The sequence below is a fragment of the Marinagarivorans cellulosilyticus genome, from assembly GCF_021655555.1.
GTDB classification, from domain to species: Bacteria; Pseudomonadota; Gammaproteobacteria; order Pseudomonadales; family Cellvibrionaceae; genus Marinagarivorans; species Marinagarivorans cellulosilyticus.
Map to the genome: position 1 here is coordinate 776,738 of NZ_AP023086.1, position 20,317 is coordinate 797,054.

General features: G+C 48.0%; 14 protein-coding genes. 4 read left to right on the forward strand and 10 right to left on the reverse strand.

Features of this window, described 5'->3' with window-relative positions; genetic code table 11:
- From MARGE09_RS02980 to MARGE09_RS02990, 3 genes are all read right to left on the reverse strand, one after another.
- Positions 1 to 573, reverse strand: a complete 573-nt coding sequence (locus tag MARGE09_RS02980) for a hypothetical protein (RefSeq protein WP_236985871.1) — start codon at positions 571 to 573, stop codon at positions 1 to 3.
- A 32-nt stretch (positions 574 to 605) separates the two neighbouring features.
- Complete coding sequence (locus MARGE09_RS02985) at positions 606 to 1,523, reverse strand: GGDEF domain-containing response regulator (RefSeq protein WP_236985872.1); 918 nt, start codon at positions 1,521 to 1,523, stop codon at positions 606 to 608.
- 128 nt (positions 1,524 to 1,651) lie between these two features.
- Entirely contained in the window at positions 1,652 to 2,281 is a 630-nt protein-coding gene (locus MARGE09_RS02990; protein WP_236985873.1) for a response regulator, read from the reverse strand.
- A 104-nt stretch (positions 2,282 to 2,385) separates the two neighbouring features.
- Between MARGE09_RS02990 and MARGE09_RS02995 the strand changes: the two genes are divergently transcribed.
- Positions 2,386 to 3,618, forward strand: coding sequence for an ISL3 family transposase (locus MARGE09_RS02995; protein WP_236985874.1), 1,233 nt, complete (start codon positions 2,386 to 2,388; stop codon positions 3,616 to 3,618).
- Positions 3,619 to 3,627: 9 nt separating this feature from the next.
- On the opposite strand, the gene MARGE09_RS03000 is transcribed toward MARGE09_RS02995, so the two are convergent.
- From MARGE09_RS03000 to MARGE09_RS03015, 4 genes are all read right to left on the reverse strand, one after another.
- Complete coding sequence (locus MARGE09_RS03000) at positions 3,628 to 7,086, reverse strand: PAS domain-containing hybrid sensor histidine kinase/response regulator (RefSeq protein WP_236985875.1); 3,459 nt, start codon at positions 7,084 to 7,086, stop codon at positions 3,628 to 3,630.
- A gap of 528 nt (positions 7,087 to 7,614) precedes the next feature.
- Positions 7,615 to 7,824, reverse strand: a complete 210-nt coding sequence (locus tag MARGE09_RS03005; RefSeq protein WP_236985876.1) for a cold-shock protein — start codon at positions 7,822 to 7,824, stop codon at positions 7,615 to 7,617.
- A gap of 374 nt (positions 7,825 to 8,198) precedes the next feature.
- Positions 8,199 to 8,774, reverse strand: coding sequence for a DUF3806 domain-containing protein (locus tag MARGE09_RS03010; RefSeq protein WP_236985877.1), 576 nt, complete (start codon positions 8,772 to 8,774; stop codon positions 8,199 to 8,201).
- Positions 8,775 to 8,782: 8 nt separating this feature from the next.
- Complete coding sequence (locus MARGE09_RS03015) at positions 8,783 to 10,288, reverse strand: FMN-binding glutamate synthase family protein (protein ID WP_236985878.1); 1,506 nt, start codon at positions 10,286 to 10,288, stop codon at positions 8,783 to 8,785.
- Positions 10,289 to 10,439: 151 nt separating this feature from the next.
- Between MARGE09_RS03015 and MARGE09_RS03020 the strand changes: the two genes are divergently transcribed.
- The 3 genes from MARGE09_RS03020 (at position 10,440) to thrH (ending at position 13,027) form a co-directional block, all read left to right on the forward strand.
- On the forward strand, positions 10,440 to 10,745 hold the full coding sequence (locus tag MARGE09_RS03020; protein WP_236985879.1) for a hypothetical protein: 306 nt from the start codon (positions 10,440 to 10,442) through the stop codon (positions 10,743 to 10,745).
- Positions 10,746 to 10,789: 44 nt separating this feature from the next.
- On the forward strand, positions 10,790 to 12,319 hold the full coding sequence (locus tag MARGE09_RS03025) for an SCE4755 family polysaccharide monooxygenase-like protein (RefSeq protein WP_236985880.1): 1,530 nt from the start codon (positions 10,790 to 10,792) through the stop codon (positions 12,317 to 12,319).
- Between the two features lie 90 nt (positions 12,320 to 12,409).
- Complete coding sequence (gene thrH, locus MARGE09_RS03030; RefSeq protein WP_236985881.1) at positions 12,410 to 13,027, forward strand: bifunctional phosphoserine phosphatase/homoserine phosphotransferase ThrH; 618 nt, start codon at positions 12,410 to 12,412, stop codon at positions 13,025 to 13,027.
- A 67-nt stretch (positions 13,028 to 13,094) separates the two neighbouring features.
- Here thrH and MARGE09_RS03035 read toward each other — a convergent pair whose 3' ends face one another.
- The 3 genes from MARGE09_RS03035 to MARGE09_RS03045 form a co-directional block, all read right to left on the reverse strand.
- Entirely contained in the window at positions 13,095 to 17,255 is a 4,161-nt protein-coding gene (locus tag MARGE09_RS03035; RefSeq protein WP_236985882.1) for an EAL domain-containing protein, read from the reverse strand.
- 570 nt (positions 17,256 to 17,825) lie between these two features.
- Positions 17,826 to 18,122 carry a type II toxin-antitoxin system RelE/ParE family toxin gene (locus MARGE09_RS03040; protein ID WP_236985883.1) on the reverse strand — a complete coding sequence of 99 codons (297 nt, stop codon included), beginning with the start codon at positions 18,120 to 18,122 and terminating at the stop codon, positions 17,826 to 17,828.
- A complete protein-coding gene (locus MARGE09_RS03045) occupies positions 18,103 to 18,351 on the reverse strand; it encodes a CopG family ribbon-helix-helix protein (protein ID WP_236985884.1) in 249 nt (82 codons plus the stop codon). The genes MARGE09_RS03040 and MARGE09_RS03045 overlap by 20 nt, the downstream gene beginning before the upstream one ends.
- Positions 18,352 to 20,317: the final 1,966 nt, after the last annotated feature.

The window sequence follows — 20,317 nt, forward strand, 5'->3', positions numbered from 1 at the left end:
TTACACGGATGTGCCCTTGTCATACTTTTTGGGCTTACCCTGCTCGGTTAAAAGGCTGTTGATTTCCTCTTTAAGTTCGATAATTCGCATTTCTCGAGCCTCGCTAGCACCATAGATTTTTTCTAGCTGGGTTTCCTTTTTTTTGTGCTCGTCAATCACTCGATTAATTTCGTGGTTAGAGGCTTCAATGCTTAATAGTTGAAATAAATAGCGCGTTTTAGAGACAACAATAACTGCCGTTACAATCGAGGTGATGGCCGTAATTGCTTTGATGTACGACTGCACTTCGTAAGCGGGATACCAAATAACATAAATATTAAAAATGTGCGTTAAACCGCAAAGGATAATGAATGCGGCAAACAGTAGTGCAATGCTGGCACTAGCGCCAGCGCTATGGGCATGGCGCCAAGCGATAATGGCAATACTCACCGGGATGGCAATATAGGCGATGGCTATCAACGAATCAGATAGGACATGCGTCCATAAAATGTCGGGTTGCCATAAATAGCAATGCCCGTGCGGCATGAATCTTTCGTCTACGCCTAGTACTGTTTCTAGCCAACTGTTGCTCATAGCATGTACTTTCTGTTTATAGGTGAATGATATTATTTGATAGGTTCGCAGGTATACACTGCCAGTTGTGCTCTGCCGCTGCGTTTGGCTTGGTAAAGTGCTTCGTCAGCATAGCGCAGTAGCTCTTCATGATTATTGCCGTGAAGGGGAAAGCACGCCGCGCCAATCGATGTGCTAATAGTAATTTTTTTCCCGTCGACACTAATTGTCGAAGCCAATTGGTATTGAAGCCGATTCATAATTAGCTGGGCCTCACTCAGTGGCGTGTTCGGCATAAAAACAACAAACTCGTCGCCCCCGAGCCGCCCAATAATATCCTGAGGGCGGCAGCAGATCTCTAGGCTTTCTGCAAAATGGCTAAGAATGGCGTCGCCTGCAGGGTGGCCGTGTTGATCGTTAATGCATTTAAAGTTATCAACGTCTAAAAACAGTAAAATGCCTTCGTTTTTACTCAGTACTAAGCGTTGTAAATTGCGATCTAGCTGTTTGGCAAATGCGTTGCGATTGAGGAGTGTCGTTAGTGAGTCGCGGTTTGCTTGTTCGTGGAGCGCACGCTGAAGGGCGTGGAAGTCGATTGCTGTAATGATCTTGGCGCGTAAGTTTTTAGGTGTGAGTTCATTTTTAGGGATATAGCCGTGCGCGCCTTTTTGCATAAGCTGAGCAACCAAGGTTGGGTCGCGGTGGTCTGTTAGTGCAATCATAGTGCAAGAGTTGGCCAGGCTTTTCAGGTGCTCGCCTAAAAGCCATAAACCATTGTTATTGGGTAGGCTAATATCAAAAAGGCAGCAGTTATAGTTTTGCTCTGTGAGTTCTGCCAAGCCTTCTTCGGCACTCGTGCAGACGGTTACGAAGTCTACCTCTAGCTCGCTTAAGGCAATCATTTGTTGCGATATTTGTTGGTCAAAGGGATTGTCTTCGACTAGCAGTATTTTTAACGGAGAATTTGACATAGCTTATCCTTGAGAGCTCTCACGGCTTAATCATAGCGCCCGTTGACGGAGGTGCCATTTTTTTGGCGCAGCGCGAAAAAATTTTGACATGCAAAGTATTTGTTTGACGTTTCTTTCGGTAGGGGCTGTCATAGTTTGAGCCATTTGACGATGGTATCTTTAAGAGTGTCTGGTGCTATAGGTTTGGCGATGTAGTCATTCATGCCCACGGCAAGGCATTTTTCTTTATCACCTTGCATGGCATTAGCGGTAAGGGCGATGATCGGAATACGCTTGTGATGTTCGCCCCCTAAGCCTTGACGCACGCGTTGCGTGCATTCGTAACCGTTAAGCTCTGGCATTTGGCAGTCCATCAGCACAATATGGTAGCGATTGTCGACATCAGCATTCGATAGTGCGGTGAGTGCTTCTAAGCCGTTCCCTGCTGTTTCACAGGGGTAGTCAAACTCCAGTAGCATATCTTTAATAACGGCCTGATTCACCGGGTTGTCTTCAACGAGCAAAATGCGTAAATCAGATTTTTCTTGCGCCGTCTGTGGTAAGGGGCTTGGAGTTGCATCTTGAGACAAACGCTCCGCTGTGTTGCTGTTTACTTGTAAATAACCTCTTGTTACAAATGTATCGTTAGGCACCGTTGCTAACGTACTAATGGCATCCAGTAAATCAGCCGTTGCCACGGGTTTAGTTAAATAGCCATTAAAGCCTGTTTTTTTAATATCGGAAATTCCGTTTGGATCTGAGAACGAAGTTATCATCATCAATTTTGGGGTCTTCTCCGCTTTAGTGAGGTAAAAAGAGATGCTAAGACCCGCCATATCCGTTGAAATGTAAGGTTCTCACGCCACTACACTTAAACGAATATATGAGCCTTAACATCTCCAGCAAAATTTTGAGCCTTCCTGGTCAGCGTGTCAAACAAGTTCAGCATGACTTGGCCCTGCAAAGATTGACTATACACTGCAAGCGAGACCGTCGTTATAGAGCGATTGCCCCGTCAAGTAATGAGGCGGCCAACATCAACCGATACTTGCGCAGAACGATCCGTGATGTCCCTTTGTGTGGCTTCGAATGCTATTTGGAAGTTGAGCTCGCTCAAGTTGTGACGACTTGCGGTAGGCGTCTAATGGAGGCTTGCGAATTTGTCGATACAGGCAATCGCTATACTCAAAGATTTTGCCAGTTGGTGAGCGGATTGTGTCGCCATATGAGTATCAGCACGGTCAGTCGGCACCTAAAGCTACGATGGGAAACGGTGAAAAATATGGATAAATTTCACCTAGAGAAAACGTTGCCTGCACTTAATCCTGAAAAATTAATTGACTTAAAATATCTTGGGGTCGATGAAGTCGCTAGAGCCAAAGGCCATGATTATATGACGGTGATTTATGACATGGAATCCGGTCATTTAATTGGCGTTGAGACAGGCCGTAAAGCCGAGGTGTTGACAGCGTTTCTAAAGCGCTTACCAGCACAAACCGCTGAAAACATAGAGGCGGTAGCCATGGATATGGGGCCAGCCTATCAAAAATCGGTACGCGAATGCTTGCCTAATGCTGACATTGTTTTCGATCGGTTTCATGTGATGCAAAACTACAGTAAAGCCATGAGCAATCAGCGTAGGATCGAGTTCAGAAAGGCGGATCGCGCAGGCAAAGAGCAGCTTAAAGGTACCCACTACCTGTTGTTAAAAAATGCCGACAAGTTAAATGATAAGCAAGCCAATAAACTCCAGACATTGCTCGAAAATAATTCCAATATCAATACACTTTATATACTCAAAGAGCAGCTCCAAGCTTTGTGGAGTGCAGGGAATTATGATGCCATGATGAATGCTTTGGAGCAGTGGTGCGACATGGCGGAACAGACGAATATGCTCTATCTCAAGAAATTTGCAAAGTCACTAAGGAAGCATAGCGTAGGCATTTGTAACTACGGAAAACACGGGCTGACTAGCGCCAGAATTGAAGCCGGCAATGTCAGCATTGGCATGATTCGCAAGCGAGCAAGAGGCATCAAGGATACCGAGTACTTCAAGCTAAAAATAAGGCAATCATCGATGCCTGACGAGCAATCCATGTTCTATGGAAGCCACTAGATCACCTCACTAAAGCGGAGAAGAGCCCAATTTTGAATGATTAAAGCGAGGATCTGCGCGCAAGGCTTTACCCAGGTTGTAGCCATCCATATTGGGCATATGGCCATCGACAACAATGATGTCGTAAGGTGTGGCTGCATTTTTATTGCAGCACTCAAGTGCTTGCTGGCCATCATGGGCAAGCTCGGTCGCGATGCCCCAAGATAAAAATTGCTGGCTGAATATTTCTAAATTGACTGGATGGTCATCAACAATTAAAACCCGCAATTGACTAATGTCAGATTTAGGCGTTAAAGCGTATTGCGTATCGCCTTTTAGTACAGGAATTTCCACGGTGAAAATACTGCCTACATCTATTTTAGAGGCGACTTCTATGCGGCCTTTCATTTGCGTGCATAAACGCTTACAAATGGCTAACCCTAAACCTGTGCCGCCAAAGCGGCGGGTGTTGGAGGTGTCTGCTTGTGCAAAGGATTCAAAAATGCTTTCCAGTTTATCACTGTCAATACCAATACCGGTGTCTTGAATAGATACGCGTAGAACAAATTTGTTATGTTCACCTTTTAGAGAGGCGCGAACAATAATGTCGCCTTTTTCGGTAAATTTAAGCGCGTTACCGAGTAGGTTAATAATGATTTGCCTTAATCGACCAGGGTCTGCAATAACCCCTTGTTCGCTGACGTGTATGGTATCTACCGATAATTTCAAGCCTTTTTCTAGAATGGGATGGCTGAGTGAGTGCACAGCGCTTTCAATTTGTTCGCGGGCGTTAAATTGTATTGCCTCTAACTCTAACTGGCCGGCTTCAATTTTAGAAAAGTCGAGAATATCATTAATGATTTGCAGCAATGAATGCGCGCTACTATCTGCGATTTCGAGTTTTCTTTGGATCGATTCTTCCAATGGCTTGCGCAGTACTAAAGATAGCATGCCCATAACACCATTAAGTGGTGTACGTATTTCGTGGCTCATTATGGCGAGGAATTCGCTTTTTGCGCGGTTTGCGGCGTCGGCGTCCACAATGGCCTTGCGAAGTTCACTTTCCACCAGTTTACGCTCGGTAATATTAAGCATTATCGCGACAACTTTTTCTACAAAACCGTCGTCGTTGCGTATAACTTCGCCGCGCAATTCGGTAATAATCACTTGCCCTCGAGAGCTGCGGCGGCGTAACTCTAGATTGATTGTACGAGCCACAGTGAGGTTCTCGAGAGTTGTTTCTAATAGCGCTTTAGACGGCGCATCAAGCAGGTCGAGCAGTTCGGTAAGCGAGTGTGGTATTTCGTGCTCTTGTATATCAAATAATGCGCATATGCTATTGGAGCAGGTTATTGTCTTTTCTTTTGGGTCGAGTTCCCAGTCCCACATGCCTCCGATACGCTGAGCTTCGGCTAGCCTTTTAGAAAGTTTTTCGAGTTCGTTCGCTCGTTGCTTATCAATTAGGGCAATATTTTTTAAGTCGCTAATATCGTAATTGACACCGATAATACGCGAAGGATTATTACTGTTATCGTAAATAACTTTAGCGGTTGCTTTGATGTGTCGAATGCGGTTGTTCTTAAGGCGTATTCTGAATTCGTCGACAAAAGCTAGCCGTTCGGCAATGGCATTTTCAAAATTGGCAACTGTGCGATCTAAGTCTTCTGGCAATACAGAATTTTTCCAATCTAAAAATGTGCCGCCAAATTCACTGGGTAGTATTTCATAGAGCTGGTGCATTTGCTCATCCCACGTTAATACGCCAGATTTAAAATCGAGGGACCAAATGCCTATTTGAGAAACTTGTGTAGCTAGTGAAAGCTGATACCGGCTGTTTTCTAAGTCAGCTTGCGCTTGTTTAAGTGCGGTGATGTCCGAGCGAATGGATATATAGTGCGTTGTTTTTCCGCTGTCGTCTTTTAGGGCTGCTATGGTGCTAGCCACCCAATATATCTCGCCGTTTTTGGTTCTGTTGCATATATCGCCCTTCCATAAGCCATCAAGTTGAATCGACTTATAAAAGCTATCCCAAAAAAACTTTGCGTGGTGACCAGAATTAAGAATTCGGTGGTTCTTGCCAATAAGCTCATCTAGGCTGTAACCACTGATTTTTTGAAAAGCATCGTTGGCATAAGTAATAATGCCCGCATTGTCAGTAATTGAAACAATGGCATGCTGATCAATAATAAAATTTCGCTCTTTAAGTTTTGTCAGCGCGTGCTCTGCTTCTTGGTTGCTACTTTTTAACTCTTGAGTGCGTGCAGCAACAATGCCTTCTAGGTTGTCGTTTGTTGCTTGCATAGCAAGCATCATGCGTTGGTGGGCGCGTAGCCATACGGTCGTGAGTATGATGACAAATAAACACAGGATCGAAATTGCAATGATCATGAGTTTGCGCAGCCAATAATAATTCGCGAGAGCTTGCTCTTTGGATTGCTCGGCAATAATGCCTATGCCTAACTCATCACTCCATAAACCTGCCCCAAGAACTTGTTGCCCAAGTAAATTTTGGTAAGGTCTGCTGTGTCGAATAAGAATGCGTTCTGGGGCGCTGTCGATAACATCCGAGGCCATTTGGGTTAGTTGAGGCTCGCTGGGTGCTGAGGTGAGTTGTTGCGGCGCGGATGCGGTAAGCGATAGCACGGCTTGCTCGTTGGTTTGGAGTAGCCCGTTTTGATAAAACAGCTCGTTGCCAAGCGGCTCAGATACCAACTGCCCTGCAGTATTAATACTGTATATATCTAATCCTGGAAGGCTTTTGCTATTTTTTTGCAGGGCTGAAAAGGTTTTGCTTGGATCGATGCGTTCGGTAAAGAGGGCGATGGTTGCGCCTTTGATATTTTTAATCGGTGCAACAAAAAAAGCACTGGCCGGCACTGCTTTTCCTTTAATATTTTTTTGCCCTTTAATTGCAACATCGGAAGGGATAGGGGCAATAAACTGTGGTACGCCTTCTAGCGCGCGATCAAACTGCAGGGTACGGTGTTGCAGGATAAGGTTTTTTATACCGATATTCTCGTCGCGTAACGAAGCAATATTGGTCCCGTCACGTGCAACTATAAAAAAGCCCTTGTCGCTTCCAAATGTTGCTCGATTATCGAGAAAGTATTGTCTTAAGGCGTTTAGGTTGCTACCGAACAAATTGCTATTACTCTCGTATAGCGATACTTGTGCTTGCAGCAGAGTGTTGAGTTTGGGCGTTATGGTTAGGCGCTCAAGGGTGGCGGTATTGGTGTCTTTCCAGTACAGCAAGGTTTGTTCTGTTTGTTGAAGCGCCAAGCCGAGGTTTTGCTGCGTATTTGCTAACTGAACGGTTTTTACCTTGCCGATAGTCAAGGCACCAATTAATAGCGCTAGCGCAATGACCGACGTGGTAAATATGAGTGCTTTAGTGCTCATATCTAAGCTCACATCGTGGTATGGCTGTTCTTGTGCCCCTTGAACTCGCAATGTGGATATTAGGGCATTTTTGTAGTCTGATTCCTGCATAGCACGCCTGAGGTTTTGCCCTCTCGTAATTACCGAGAAGGAAAGGGCTTTACCCACGTAGCATTAACTTTTGGCCCAGAATCGCTTCGCTGCTTATATAGCAGCATTTCTTCTATAACTGCATTTCTAGCGTCGTACTCAATCTTTCTGGATCTCATCTAGAATTCCCTAGTATCAATCCAAAAAATTCTCCGTTCAACGCTATAAATACCACTCTAAAAGTTCCTGGGCAGAAAACCTAATGCAGCGTTAGGGTTTATATATCGCAGCGCTATATAAATGGCTGTCAAATATGCCTTATAGGGCTTACGTTATTGATTTTTTAAAGTATATGACTTGTTTTGAGTATAGACACTCAAGAAAACAGTGCAGATAAGTTTAAGCCGCTGCTTAAGGTGTGTCGAGATTAAACCTTGAGGGTCAACTTGAAGGTCAAAAAGATGCGTAGACTTTGATGGATAGCGGTTTGCCAGGTACAAAAAAACCCGCATAAAAAGCGGGCTTTTTATAGACGCACATAAAAACGACTTAGATAACTTCGACGTTTTCAGCTTGTGGGCCTTTTTGGCCAGTGCCTTCTGTGAAGGTTACTGCTTGGCCTTCTTTCAGGGTTTTAAAACCGCTGCCTTGAATACTGCTAAAGTGCACAAACAAATCAGCGCCGCCATCGCGGCTGATGAAACCATAACCCTTGCTTTCGTTAAACCATTTAACGCTACCGGTGATCTTGTCAGACATTGTAACTTTCAGACCTTTGTTGAATAAAAATAACCATGGCCTGCAGAACTACAATGCCATGTAACGGAGCACGTTAGTTCAGAATTGTGACTATACAATGACAACGTAACACATGATTACATAACACTTGTTAATCGTTTTGGCGGCAATAGTCAGGATCGCCCTTATTGCCACCCCGTTGCGTACCGTGGCAATGATTGTGCAGCGGTTCGCAAAGGTTTGTTTCGTCACCGGCGCTGAATTAGCGGGCACCACAAATTGTGTAATAGATCGAATTAAGGGTCAACAGCTGAAAAGGGTTAAATTGCAAGCTGTTTTTTAAAACGGCGCATAAAATCTTTTTCCGTGACTTTATGCCCCGTTGGTGGCGGGTTTTAAAGGTAGGGCACAATAATTGTGCGCTTTTTGCCGTAATCTTTTTGTGGTTTTTCGGGTTCTTCTGGGACGCTGTAAGGCAGCTTTGGGCCAACACCAGACATTAGGTCTAAGCCTTTTTGGTAAACGCGTTCAACATCGTGTTCTGTCGTTACGCGCAAGCGCCGGGTAAACATTGAAATCGGAAATACGCAGTGTTCTGTTTTGGGTAAGCAAACGCCGTGGCTGCGGCCTTGCTTATCTTTATATTCGCGCCACTGCCAGCCTTTTTCGGCTACATAAATATCGCCAAAAGCAATACCGATGGCTCGGTGTTTATCGACTTCATAAATGGTGACATGTTGGCCATCCAGTATGCGTTGGAGCAACGCAATATCCATTTTGTTGTGTCGCAACCGTGTACCAAAGTTTTCGCGGCCCAAGTTATCGACGACTTGGCGCTGCTTTTCAAAGTACTTTTTGTCGATCCAACTTAGCTCGCTAAGCGTGACATCGTTGTTGGTTTCGTCGGCGTGGGAGTCGGTGGTATATAGCGCAAGCAGCAGTGCGCTAAGGGGCAAAATTGTTTTTAACATTTCAAACCTCAATGGGTGTCACTGACATGTTTTATAGGCTCGGGGTAAACATCCGATAGGAGTGTTGAGCGACCCGCTTCGTTAATAATGCGCACATGTTGGCGCGTTAGTTTGCGGGCATGTGCAGCGCCGCAACTGTGGGCAATCATTTCCACTTCTTTGACTAGCTCTTGGTGATAGTTAGCGACACGGTTTGCTTTGTTGTGTGGATCCAGCCCCTTTTGTAGACGCTCATTGTGCGTAGTAATTCCCGTAGGGCAAGTATTTTGGTGGCATTGCATGGCTTGTATGCAACCCAGAGAAAACATAAAACCGCGCGCAGACACCACAAAGTCGGCGCCGGTTGCCATGGCACGGGCGGCGGTGGAGGGCGTCACTAATTTGCCGCCGGCAATCACGGCGATGCGCTCGCGCAGGCCAAAGCGTTTTAGTTCATCAACGACAAAAGGCAAGCTTTCCATCAGCGGCAAGCCCATATGGTCCATTAGCGATTGCGGCGCGGCTCCGGTTCCGCCTTCGGCGCCGTCGAGGGTGATAAAGTCGGGTACTTGCTCGCTGGGTAATTTGGCCATATAGGCGCATAGGTCGGTGAACCACTGTGTGCTGCCCAAAACGGTTTTGAACCCTACGGGTTTGCCTGTAATGTCGCGAATATCATCTAAGCGATCAATAAGTTCCTGAATATTTTCGATATCGCGATGGCGATTTGGGCTGATAGACGCTTGGCCCTCTGGGATACCGCGAATAGCTGCAATTTCGGCGCTGACTTTGGTGGCGGGTAAAATGCCGCCTTTGCCGGGCTTGGCACCTTGGCTGAGCTTTAGCTCGAACATACGCACCTGAGGTTTTTCGGCCAAGCTTTTGAGTTTAGCTGGGCACAGGTTGCCTTCTTCGTCGCGCACGCCGTATTTGGCGGTACCAATTTGATAAACAATGTCGCAGTTACCGGCTAAATGGTATGGGCTCAAACCGCCTTCCCCCGTGTTTAACCAGCAGCCGGCCTTGGCGGCGCCGTGGGATAATGCTGTGATAGCAGGGGATGACAACGCGCCAAAGCTCATGCCTGATATGTTAATAAATGAAGGCGCTGCATAAGGGTATTGGCACAGTGGGCCAATTACGCGGGCAGTGGTTTTGAGGGTGTGTTCTTCTAGCAGTGCGAAGCCTGCGTTGGTGAAGTGAATGTCGCCAGCTTGCGTAAGTGACCGGGTTGAGCCAAACGCTACGCTGGTGCTCACATTTTTAGCGGCCCTGTAAACCCAAGAGCGGGTTGCGCGGTTGAAGGGGAGCTCTTCGCGGTCTAGGGCAAAAAAGTATTGCCGAAAGAATTCGCCCAAGTGCTCAAAAAAGTACCGGAAGCGGCCAATGACGGGGTAGTTCCTGCGAATCGTATGACGGGTTTGGCGGATATCAATAATGTAAAGTGCGATAATTGTCAGCAGAAACAAGCCCACGGCCACGATAAATAAGGCCGCAAAGAAGTTGAGTGTGCTGTGAATGTAACTATCGATCATAGTGGCAAGCCTGCGCATTTCGGTAAAATACGCGCAGTATAGTGTGTGCCCGATGTGGTGTCTTGGCTGTACTTGTATTCGCGTACGTGTACAGGCGCGGCCGATCTACACACAAATCTAAAATACTTCAATTGCAAATGTGAATAGCTTAATGACCTTAAATACTAAAACACTGTTGTTATTGGCCGGGTGGATATTGGCTGGTTTGGCATCGGTTGCCTTGATTGCGCAGCATATGAAGTGGAGCGAGCAGCAAGCGCGCTGGCAAACTGAGCTGGGACAGCAACAGCAGCGGGTGGTCGAGTTAGAGTTAATCATTGCAGAGCTTCATACCGATATTGACGAAAGCGGCCCCACAATTTCCGAAACCGCAACCAAAACCGGCTCTGCCATTTCTAATGTCTTTGACCGTGTTCGCAGTAGCTTTTCACGCGGCGGTGTACCTTCAGACGAATAAGTGCACGCTAGTAACACCTCTAAATAACCTCAATAGGCATGATTATGTTTGTAGCATCTAATTCACGTTGGCTTTGGCCTTTGAGTGCAGTATTCACTTTGGCCGTAAGCTTAATTGCTGTGGATGCTTCTGCACATGCGCGCTGGCTACCCGATGGCACTACGCCTGGGCGAAATAATAATGCCAATATTAAATCGGGCCCGTGTGGTGTGGCGCGGACTAACACACCAGCCGTGTTTAAAGCGGGCGAAACCATTACCTTGCAGTGGGAATCCACCATCCACCACCAAGGCTATTTTCGCATTGCCTTTTCGCCGGCAGGCGATGCGGGCTTTGATCAGCATGTATTGCTCGATAATATTCAAGAGTTCGATAACCGTTACACCGGCGAATACAGTGCCCAAGTCACTTTGCCCGACGAGCCTTGTGATGACTGCACTTTGCAGATGATCCAAGTAATGTTGGATCGAACTCCGCCAACTAATTACTACTCGTGTGCGGATATTCAGCTAGTGGCCGATGCAGCATCCGACAGCATGCCGCCAGCACCGGTTAGTAATTTTGAAGAGGCGCGCGGGCTACCTGATTTACGCGTGAGCTGGATAAACCCTCGCGAGGATTTTGCGGGTGTTGTGGTATTGCATACTGCTACTTCCTCGGGCTCATTCGAAGACGCGCCTTCGTCGGGTACTGCGTACCAACAAGGCGATGTAATAGGCGGTAGCCGAGTTGTCTACGTGGGTGGTGCTCAAGCTGCTGATTTATCGGCAATTGCGTCGGGCGATCAGTTGCGTGTATACGCTTTTGATATGGCTTATAACTATAGCGCTGCAGCTTCGCTGAGCGTAAAACCCTCGGCGGCAGAGCTTGCCGAGCCTCCATTGGTCACATTAATTCCTGAGCAGCTAGGGCAGCCGAGCGCATCAATGGTTTATGCGGCAGATGGCTTGTTGCTGGTGCAGGCTAATGTTGTGGCCGGTCAATCCAATGGGGATATCTTTACGCAGTGGTCTGTTGGGCCTAGCCTGCAAACCTTTGTAGCCGAAGAGGCATTTCAAGTCACCCTAGACCCTGTTAATCATGCCGATGAGGATGTGCAGCTTGAAATCGTTGTGACCGACTCGTTACACCCGCCGAATGTGGTTTCGCAGTCTTTCGATTTTCGCGTTCACCCTGGTAGTTATTACCAATACCGCGTTGTCCTAATGCAGCAGGGGCAAGTTGTTTCCACCATCAATGCCAATAATGGCCCTGCGCAGGCCCGTATAATGTTTACCGGCGAAACCCCCAGTGATGTGGCAAGTTGGCGTGTAAGCTGGCAGCACGATATTCCCAATGCCACAGAAGAGCCTTTGGCGCTTAGTTTTACCCCCACAGCTAGCGCAAGTTTTAGCGTTAGCGCGCAGGTTTTTACCCCGACAGCACCAGCCGGCCCAGAAGAAGCTATAACCGTTAAGGTAAGCAAACCCGTCAAACTCGGTGCATTGAGTGGGGGGATAGCAATGCTGCTACCGCTATTGCTACTGGTGCAGTTATGGCTTCGCCGACGAGTGCGATTGCAAGGCGCCGCGTAAAACGTTAGATTGCCCACCTTTACTTGGCCTACCCTAGGGTAGGCGCTTCTTTATTTTGCGCTTAGCGCCCTTACGTTTGGAGTATTTCCTGTGGAAATCGCATGTCTCGACCTTGAAGGTGTTTTAATCCCCGAAATCTGGATTGCCTTCGCTGAAAAAACTGGTATTGAAGAACTTAAAGCGACAACTCGTGATATTCCTGATTACGACGAGTTAATGACCATGCGGTTGGAAATTTTAGCCAAGCACAACCTAGGCTTAAACGAAATCCAAGAAGTGATTGCAACGCTTAGCCCGCTAGAAGGCGCTAAAGAGTTTGTTGATTGGTTGCGCGAGCGTTTTCAGGTGGTGATTTTGTCCGACACCTTTTACGAATTTGCCGGCCCATTGATGGCGCAGTTGGGTTACCCCACATTGTTATGCCACAAACTTACCACTGACGAAACCGGAAAAGTGGTGGACTACAACCTTCGCCAAGCCAACCCTAAGCGCCAAGCGATTTGTGCGTTTAAGAGCATTTACTACCGCACCATTGCCGCTGGCGATTCTTACAACGATACGACTATGTTGGCCGAAGCGGATGCCGGTATTTTATTCCACGCCCCACAAAACGTAATTAATGAATTCCCGCAATTCCCTGCGGTACATACTTACGAAGATCTTAAAAAGGAATTCCTTAAAGCGAGTAACCGTGATTTAACGCTTTAATTTTTTAGCCTGTGAAGTTTAAAAAGCCGCAGCTTAATCGCTGCGGCTTTTTTGTGGGCGTTGTGTTTTATTTTTGATGGCGTTTTAAATATTCAGTACAGGTTGCTACATCTAACGGTTTGCTGAGGTAGTAGCCTTGAATAATAGGATTGCCTTTTTCGCACATAAATTGATATTGCGCTTCGGTTTCTACCCCTTCAACAACTGGCACCATGTTTAGCTGGCGAACCATGTCGAGCAGTGCAGAGTAAATGCTTATAGCTTGCGGGTCGTCGGGTATGCCTTGGCAAAAGGAGCGGTCAATTTTAATGCGGTCGATGGGCAGTTTATTTAAATAACTAAAAGCACTGTAGCCGGTGCCGAAGTCGTCGATAGAAATTTGTATGCCATCGGCTTTTAAGCGCCGTAGGTTTTGAATAATATCGGCGCGGGTTTCGAGCACGCTGGTTTCTACAATCTCTATGCCGAGCAATTCTGCAGGAATTTTGGCATTGGCCAATGCTAAATGAATATCGTTATAAAGCGTCACGTCATTAAGTTGGTGGGCTGGCACATTAATGGATATACGCACCGGCGTTGCCAGTGTTTGTTGCCACTGTTTGGCTTGGGCGCAGGCGGCTTGTAAGACCCAATCGCTAAATTGAACGATAAGCCCGCAGGCTTCGAGCATGCCAATAAAGTGATAGGGGGCAAGTAGGCCCCGTTCTGGGTGTTGCCAGCGAGCTAAAGCCTCTACGCCCACCACGTTGCCATTGGCCGGGTCAATTAAAGGTTGGTAGTGCAAAACAAATTCACAATTTTCGAGGCCGCGCTTAAGTTCGGCCTCGAGGTTTTTGCGCTCGCGGGCCTCCTCGTTAAGTTTGTTGTCGAATAACGACATGCGCGCTCCGCCGGCGGATTTCGCCTGCACCACGGCTTGCTCGCTATCGACTAAAAAGCTTTCGAGTGTTGCTTCGCCGGGGTAACCGAGCTTTAACCCCATGCTGCAGGTTAGCGGAAGGGTTTTGTCGCCAACGGTGACAGGCTTTGCTAAAGCTTTGCGCAGGCGCTCGGCGGTAAGGTTGGCCTCTTCGGTACTGGCCACTTCGGTAATGAGTATTGCAAACTCGTCATTGCCTACCCGTGCGACCGAGTCGGTGCTGCGCAGTGTCTCAGCGATGCGGGTGGCGAAAGTGCGCAACACGCTATCGCCAACAGCGTGGCCGTGCTCTTCATTAACCGCGCGGAACTGGTCAATATCAAGGTAAATTACGGCTACCAGCGATTGTAAATGTCGACCGCGTAATAGTGCTTGCTTAACGCGGTCGGCAAACAATATTCGGTTGGGTAGGCCGGTGACGCTATCTTCGGTTTGGCTTTTAGCGAGCAAGGATTCGGCGGCTTTACGGGTGCTGATATCTGTTTGCGAGCCTGCGGCACGGGTAGGGGAGCCATCTTTATCGCGTATAACAACACCGCGTGTGAGCACCCAAATGTAGTGTTTGTTTTTATGGCGTATGCGGTATTCGTAACGAAAGTGATCGTCCCCTGCAGAAAACACCAGCAGGTCGCGCAGGCGGCTGACGTCTTCTGGGTGTACCGCTTCGAGCCAAGCATTTACGGTAGCTGGAAATTGATGTTCGCTATAGCCCAAAATAGCTTGCCAGCGCGGTGATAAGTACAGCGTATTGAGTGTGATATCCCAATCCCATATGCCATCTTCGGCCCCTTTGGCGGCTAGGGCAAAGCGCGCCTCGCTGCGGCGAACGGCCATTTCTGCTAACTCTAGCGCCGCTGTGCGCTCGCGCACGCGCTCTTCGAGGTGGCGGGCTAAATCGGTTGCCCGCGCTTCGGCGGCGATGCGAACGTCCACTTCTTGGCTAAGGGCGGCGGTGCGGTCGGCTACGCGTTTGCGCAAGACAAGCTCGGCGCGCTTGGCGCGTAGCAAGCGTGCTTTGCCCCAGACTAGGGTTAGTAGCATGGCTGCAATAATCACAGTTAAATGAAAGGCCGAACGCTCGTAAAAACGTGGCGGCACGTTAATGTCCACACTGGCCGTTTGCGAACCCCAAGCTTGCCCCTTATAGCGTGCGGCCACTTCAAAAATGTAATGCCCTTGCGCAAGGTTGGAAAACTGTATTGTTCGGTTGCGTGTGGTTGGGCTCCAAAGTGCATCGTTAGGGCGGTTAAGTTGTTTTAGCCGAGTTCGAAATTCCAACTGTTGAGCGTTGCTAAGGTCGGGAACGGTATAGCGAATACTGACGTGCTGTTGCCGGTTTTTAATATTTAATGCCGGCTCTTTAAAAAGCTTATCGCCCACCCGAATAGTGTCGATAACAACCAGCGCACTGCCTATTTTGCTGGAGACAGCTGTTGGTTTAACCCGAGATATGCCGTTGGTTGTCGCGTAGGCGAGTGTGCCATCGGGGCTTATGGCTTGCCCGCCGCGCCGCCATGACACCACCATGCTGCGCAGGCCGTCGCGGGTGCTGAAGACGCGCCCAAGCACGGCTTTGTTGGGCTCCTTTGCGGCGGTGATAAATTCAGTGCGGTTAATCAGGTGTATGCCATCATCAGCTGTAATCCATAAGCGGTCTGACGGATCTAAAAAAATATGTACGGGTGAATGGGTGGGGGTGCCAAGGGTGGTGTCGAATGCCGTGAGCGTATTGTCGTGCAGCCATGCAATACCGGCGCGGGTCGCAACCCAAAAATCGCCATCGGCATCTTCTACCATGCCGTAAACAATGTTGCTGGGTAGGCCGTCGGCTTCGGTCCAGTGTTTTATAAGCTTGCCGGTTGGGTCGAGCTGCACAAGCCCTGTGCCACCTGTTGCCAGCCAAAGGCGTTGTTGCCTGTCGGTGTGCAAGCGCTGAATGTGACGGATCTCGACATCCAGGGGAACGGCAATAGCGCCGGTCATTTCGCCTTCGGGTTGATTCAAAACTGCGCTGGGCAGTTTTACTAAGCTGCTGCTGCCATCGGGTTGGGTTTGTGCCAACCATAGGCCGTCGGGCGCCTTTTCGACCAAGGTGGCTTGTTCGCCAGCGAGGGTATAACGGGTAGTGTTGCCATTATAAAAACGGGTTAGGGTGCCGTTGGCTAGCCAAAGTGCACCGTCGTCGGTTTCGGTAAGGCCGAGCATGCCGCTGCCAAGGATAGTACCTTCTGGGGCTATCTCGGTGTATTGGTTGGCTTGCAGTGTGCCTACGCCGCCAAGGCTATCAATAAGCCATAAAGCGTTATTGGGGCGAGCTAAAATGGCTTTAATATCATTTTGAGGCAGCCCCTCTAATTGCCCTTGGGTTGTGAAGGTGCTGGGTTTAAGGCGCATTAGGCCCGCTTCCGTTCCAGCCCACAGGTTGCCGCTGCTGTCTTCAATAAATGACGAGACCTTGCCAGAAACTGCGTGTGGTATTGCGTGGGCTAGATTATTTTCAATGCGATAAATCGCGCTTTCGCCGCCGGCCCAAAGTGTGCCGCTTTTGTCGGTGGTTAGGGCAAAAATAGGCATGTCTTCAAGCCCGCGAACAGCGCTAAAGCCGTCTTTGTCGGAATAGCGCGCAACACCTTGTAGGCTTGCTACCCATACTGCGCCGTCGGCCCCTAATGCGAGCTGGTTTATGACCGCGTTAAAGGCTTCTAAGGGGAAGGGGAGGTTGTGCCAGATGCCGTCATACAAGCGCCGAATAACGCCCGCATCTGTGGCTGCCCAAAGTACGCCATCGCTGGCCATAACCAGGTCGTTAATATTGCCAGAAAGCTCCTCGGGGAAGCCCGAGTCGCGCTCAAAGCGGCCAGCCATTAACCGCCAAACACCATCGCCGCCGGTACCTATCCAAGGGTTGCGTTCGCCACTTAAGGAATAAACAAAGGGGTGGGCAAGCCCTTGCTCGGGGCCAAACCATTGAAAGCGCTCGCCATCATAATGCGCAACGCCACCAACAAAACCGGCCCAAAAGCCCCCTCCACCATCAGGTGACAAGGTGCGGGCAAAACTATGCTGGCCCAGAGTGGCGAGCTCCTCATCGAATATATGAAAGTGCTCGCCATCAAAGCGCACGATGCAGCATTCGGTACCAATCCATAGCCAGCCTTGCTCATCCTCAAACAGCGATAGCACTGCACCTTCGGGCAAACCATCGCGGCTAGACCAAAAATCGGCGACATATTGTTTGGGTAGTGGTGCGCTATAGGCATAAACGCAAGGCGAGCAAAGGCATAACCACCAAAGCGCCGGCCAAGACAAAAGCCTTCGGCAGCCTTTGAAAGTAGCCGCTAATCCCAGTAATAGAGCCCGTGCAGGCGTTTGAGCCATAACTTGTCAGTACGTTTAATTTTAAATATAAAACTAAGTGTAGCTGCAGCCTGAAGAGCTGCTGTAAAAGGTGCGGCTAATGTGAGCTATGCGGTAGGCTGCGGTCTTTAGTCAGGAGGGCTGAGAGCGAGGTATTGCGGTGGGGAGGGGAAAAGGTATCGACGGGGAAGACATCAGGTATCGCTATAGCAGGCACGCATGGATACCTCCTTGTAGCTCTGCGCCGCCATCCATGGCGGCGACGGTCTGCTCTAGCGATACCTGATACCTAGCGGTTATTACTTCCGTGCCCAAATAGAGGGGCACACAGCCCTAACCCTTTACCCATGAGGCTACTGCGCTAAAAGGGCAGCTAGGTGCGGATTAGGTTTGGCAGGGCGATGGGCAATAAAAAAGCCGCTAAGATGGTTAAGCTTTAGCGGCTTTTTGTTATCGCATTTAACTATCAATAGTAACGATGTCAGGTTAAGAATTGGAACTAGGGTAATTCCATTTATGCTTTTAATCGGCTGTCCGCCACTGCTGTGCTTCGTGTAGAACGCGTAACACTTCAATGCTATTTACCGCCACATGCTCTCGATAGATTACGATAAAGGGTAAACCGTCGATCACGAGTTCTCGCGTGCCTTTCACACGCCCTTGGCGACCAGCACGCGGATGATTGGCGAGGATAAGGTGGGTACTATCGATGATATTCATCACGGCATCGATAGCGACAATAGGGCTATTATCTTCGGCGATATGAGCTTCGATCTTTTCCAGGTCAATGTCGGCTAGGTCAGTCCAATTGAGCTGCACGCCTAGCCTCCCACTTAGCCTTGATATCGGCATGATCAACTAAACGGCCGTCATCAGCGGCTTTCACACCCTTTTCCACTTCTTGGATAAACCACTCTTCACGGGCCACATATTGTTTGATGGCTTCTGCCATCAGCCATGCGCGGGGTCTATCCATCGCTTCGGCCATTTGACCGACACGGGTTAAAGTTTCGTCATCCAATCTCACTGAGGTTGCTTTCAACGGCATGGTGATTCTCCGAGGTTCTCTTGGAACCTACACTATAATCGCTTTACCCCACATTTGTCCTCTACTTCCTCAGCCCACAACTCTTCCTCCATCGCTTGCGCTCAATGGCTTCTGATGCGTCGGCGGGTGAGTTATTTCATGGATTTGCTTAAGGGCACCTCTAAAAATAGTAATTTTTTTGTGAGAGCAACGACAGGCAAGTGCTCCTGCTTTGCCTGCATACATGCCATCCTTGGCAATAAAGCACCGCCCGGACGACTGAATGGATTCAGGAGGTAGAGCGACGCAGGAAGCCAAAGCCGAGAGCCGCAGTTTACGTGGTGTAAATCATTCAGCGCATCCTTGCGCTTCACCCTTCGGGCAGCAAGCTGTGCAAATTGATCCTCCAATTTGTGAGGACTCGAGGACGGAGCTAATGTCCATGGATGGACTGAATACAGGTTTTGCAGGAGCAAAAAACTGTAAGCCGCTATCGCGGAAAAAGTGCATTTTTAGAGATGCCCTTAAGCTTTTCGATACTCGCATGAGTGTACATCTCGGTGGCACCGATGCTCATTGCGTTGGGGAGGGGCGAAGGTATCGACGAGGAAGGTATCAGGTATCGCCATATCAGACACGCATGAATACCTCCTTGTAGCTCTGCGCCGCCATCCATGGCAGCGACGGTCTGCTATAGCGATACCTGATACCTAGCGGTTATGGCTTCCACGCTCAAATAGAGGCGCACAGTCTTAACCCTTTAGCCATGAGGCTACTGCGCTAAAAGGGCAGCTAGGTGCGGATTAGGTTTCGCAGGACGATGGGCAATAACAAAGCCGCTAACATGGTTAAGCTTTAGCGGCTTTTGTGGTGAGGGTTAACCCAGAGAATACTAACTGATTGATTTAACAGTTTCTTGTTTTGGGTGTTCTCGATTACTGTCTCGATTTGGTATGAAAATACAATATAAATCAATGTCCTACGTAACTATAGGGCGTATTTATAAGGAACATTTCTTTAATTTAAAGTTAGATTAAAGATCATACTTTTATGTAGATGTCAAATAGCTTTTGTTGATCGATTGTATTTTTTTGTGTAATAATGCCGGTCATGTTGTTTTGAGTTGTTGGTGTATGCAGAGAGTGATGAGAATCAACCTTTAATAGATTATATTGAGCTAAAAAATATTCTTTATATTCTTTGTGGTTATTGGTGGTGGCGTAAGACTGCAACTATTGGCGTGTTAAGTAAAAAATGCAGGTATTCCAATTACTTAGCGTTTAATGTTTTGAGTTGGGATGTGTGAAATATGGCTGTTAGCCCTTGCTTTTCATTGTTATGCACAGTTTTGTCCACAGGTTGTCAAACGGTAAGTGTTTGTTTTTATGTTTTTAACCTATGTTATGCACCAAACACTAACAGGTGTATTTGAGTTTGAATATTTGTTTGTTGCAGTAGAGTTGTTAGAATGGCGGCGTGGCAAAATATGAACATGAGCCACACATTACGGTAACGTGAAATGATCGCAAATGGAGGAGGTAGGTATGAAATGAAGAGTTTTAACTGGCGACATAAGGAGACGATATGTCTAGTCGAAGTAAGACTGCGAAGGTGGTAGCAGGTAAAAAACCACCGTTGAGACCGTTATGGGAGCAACTGCTTCAATTGCTGGCAAGGGCTTTTCGCCTTGTTTTTTGGATAAAAACCATACTTCCGTGGTTTTCGTTTATATACGACTCTATAAAGGAGACGTGGGAAAACGTAAAAGAACTAGTGGAAATCCTTTCGGGACTTTTCTAGTTCTTCGGAAGTAGGTTTTATCGATAACTAACGCTTGTTTGGGGTTCTTCTTGGTCGGAGGCCCCAAGTGAGCATTTCATGTGACTAGCGTCAGCGCTAAAGATGACCACTAATACACAATTTGTATGTTAGTGCGCATTCTTCACTAAATCAAGACGCATATTAAAATGTTAGGTAGATTTGTAGG